The sequence below is a fragment of the Streptomyces sp. GC420 genome, from assembly GCF_009916105.1.
Lineage (GTDB): Bacteria > Actinomycetota > Actinomycetes > Streptomycetales > Streptomycetaceae > Streptomyces.
The window spans coordinates 1-2,993 of record NZ_JAAAXQ010000609.1; the positions used below are offsets into that span (position 1 = coordinate 1).

Annotated in this window: 2 protein-coding genes and 1 pseudogene; 2 read left to right on the forward strand and 1 reads right to left on the reverse strand. The window is 73.8% G+C overall.

What is annotated here, in order from left to right; genetic code table 11:
* The coding region (locus GUY61_RS36815; RefSeq protein ID WP_208106909.1) for a hypothetical protein at positions 1-823 on the reverse strand (823 nt) is incomplete at its 3' end.
* Between the two features lie 99 nt (positions 824-922).
* Between GUY61_RS36815 and GUY61_RS36820 the strand changes: the two genes are divergently transcribed.
* On the forward strand, positions 923-1,936 hold the full coding sequence (locus GUY61_RS36820) for an NAD-dependent epimerase/dehydratase family protein (RefSeq protein WP_166634650.1): 1,014 nt from the start codon (positions 923-925) through the stop codon (positions 1,934-1,936).
* A 315-nt stretch (positions 1,937-2,251) separates the two neighbouring features.
* Positions 2,252-2,993 (forward strand): annotated as a pseudogene (locus GUY61_RS36825) (hypothetical protein); the annotation flags it as partial.

A 2,993-nucleotide genomic window follows, 5' to 3' on the forward strand; every position in this document is an offset into this window, starting at 1 on the left:
GGCGGCGGCGATCGCCGAGGCCTCGATCGAGCTGCTGCTGTCCCAGGACTGGCGGACGGAGATCGGGCGCATCGAGACCGGCCTGCGCGACGGACTCGCTCCGGCGGCCTCGCTGCCCGGGGTGCGGTGGCGGGCCGCGCCTGGTCAGGGCGTGCGCGAGCAGGGCACCGCGGGGCCGCCTGACCCGGGCACGGGCGGCGCGCGGTACGGGGCGCGGGGCCCTGGGGGCCGGACGGACAGCGGCGAGGAGCAGCCGCAGCGGGGTGAAGGCGAGTGCGTCGAGCGCCCTCAGCAGCCGGAAGAGGGCGGCCTCGCCGCGGGCCAGCCAGAGGCCGCACAGCGCGGCGGCGAGGAGATGGGCGAGGAGCATCGTGGCGGAGCCGTGGCCCGTGGCCGCCAGGGCGGCCGTGTCCGTGTGCGCGGCGGCCCCGCCCGTGGCGGCCGTGCCGTCCGCCGCGGCCCGTGCCCCAGCCGTGACCGCCGCACGCGCCGCGCCTGCCATCCCGGGCATCCCTGGCATCCCGGCCGTGTCCGCCATGGCGGGGTCGTGATGCGGATGCGCCGCGCCCGGCCGGCTCCCGGCGAAGATCAGGTGCAGTGCGGCCTGGACGGCGACGAGCCCGGCCGCGACCGGGAGCGTGCCGCGGCGGCGCCCGCCCGCGAGCCAGGCGGCGGTGCCGGTCACCGTGAAAGCGGCCAGAACACCGCTGAGCGGAATTTCACGGCCGGACTGGTATGAATGCCCCAGCGTGGCGAGTGCGACGCACACCGCCGCGAAGATCGCGGCCCGTAAGGCGCGCATCGGCGACCGGGCGTCCGTCATCGTCCGCTCATGCTGCCATCGTTTTCCCCGCAGCTGAATGGTTCTCCCGGGAGCGGAATCCGGTGGGCTCCGGCCGTGGCGGCGGGCAGAGTCACCGGCATGAGACTTCTGCTGCTGGGAGGAACGGGGTTCGTGGGCCGGGCGGTCGCGGAGGCGGCCGTGGCCCGGGGGTGGGAGGTGACCGTCTTCCACCGCGGCCGGCACGCGGCGCCCGCCGGGACGCGCGGTGTGCTCGGCGACCGGGTCGCGCCGGGCGGTCTCGCGGCGTTCACCGGCACGGGCGCGCTCGCGGGCGAGACGTGGGACGTCGTCGTGGACACCTGGTCGGCCGCGCCGCGCGCGGTGCGCGGGACGGCGCGGCTGCTGAAGGACCGGACGGCCCGCTACGCGTACGTCTCGACCGTCTCCGTGTACGGATATCCCACGCCGGCCGGCCTCGGCGAGGACGGGCCCGTGGTGGACGGTGATCCGGACGCCGACGCGGTCGACTACGCGGCGGACAAACGCGGCGGGGAGCTCGCCGCCCTCGCGGAGTTCGGCACGGGGCGGTCGCTGCTGGTGCGGGCCGGGCTGATCCTCGGGCCGTACGAGAACATCGGCCGGCTGCCGTGGTGGCTCACCCGCATCGCCCGCGGCGGAGCCGTACTGGCGCCGGGACCAAGGGACTTGCCCCTGCAGTACATCGACGCGCGTGATCTCGCCGAGTGGATCCTGAGCGCCTCGCGGGAAGCTCCCGGCGGGGCGTACAACCTGGTCAGCGAGGAGGGGCACGCCACGATGGGCGAGTTGCTCGGCGCGTGCGTGCGGGTCACCGGCTCCGGCGCCGAACTCCGCTGGGCCGACCCGGCACTTGTGCTCGGCGCGGGTGTGCTGCCGTGGACCGAGCTGCCCGTGTGGATCCCGCCGGGAGAGGACCACGACACGATGCACCGCACGAACGTCGCCAAGGCGCTTGCCACGGGGCTGCGTTGCCGGCCGGTGACGCGGACGGTGGCCGACACCTGGACGTGGCTCGCGTCGATCGGGGGCGCGGCGCCGCTGCGGCCCGACCGCCCGGCGGTCGGGCTTGCACCGGAGAAGGAGGCGGAACTGCTCGCCCTGCTTGAGGCGTGACGGTGCGTGAAGTCCGTGCCCCGCCGGTCCGCTGCGGAGCGGCGTCGCCTCTTACGTCCGCACCCCGTCCTGAACGCCCCTTGCGGCGAGCGGCGTTCACCCGGAGCCCTGTCCTCGCCCGACGCGGACAATCGGTCGGTACCGGCGGTTCTCACCTGTCTCGACCGAGAGCTGCTCCCATGCCCGTATTGCGGGCGGAGGAAACTACAAATCTGAGAGCTCTCTGAACACCTTCACCACGGGGCCCGTATGTGTAGACGCGCTTCTCCCACACCGGGGGTCCCCCTACTTCCGGGAAGGTTTCGAAGGAGTTCCATGCGACGCAACACGCGCAAACGATCGAAAACGGCAAGCCGGGCGATCGCCGCCGCGGCGGCTCTGACCCTGGGAGCAGGTGGGCTGGTAGCGGCAAATGTGTATGCCTCGGCACACGAGGGCGGCTGGGGCGGCTGGGGCGGCGACAGGAAGAACTCGACCCAGAACCAGAACAACCAGGTCCTCGCCGGCGGCGCGGCCACCATCGACTGCCCCGACGTCGGCAACTCCCTGACGTCCGTGCCGGACCAGGCCAGGACGCAGGTCGACAGGGAACTCGCGCTCCTGGACAAGCAGATCGCCGAGGCCTACCAGCGGCTGCAGAACTCGCAGCGGGCGGTCCAGCAGGACGCGAACTTCGCACAGAACGCGATCGTCGGACCGCTGAACGAGAAGCGGAAGGCGACCGTCGACCGCATCGCGATCGCGATCGACCGGGTGGGTGACCGGCCGCAGGGCCTGGACCAGCTCGCGGCCTGCACACTGCGCGCCTCCGGCAACGACACCAACGCCGGGGAGGGCCAGCAGGGCAACGGACAGGACCAGGGCGGTGACCAGGGCCAGGACCAGGGCGGCAACCAGGACCAGGGCCAGGGGCAGGACCAGGGCCAGGGGCAGGGACAGGGACAGGGACAGGGCAACGGCGGGCAGGCCGGCAACGGCCCCGTCGCCGCGGACTTCGTGGACATCACCACCGTCCAGCCCAACGTCCAGAACCCGCGCAAGTCGCGCGGCGCCTCCC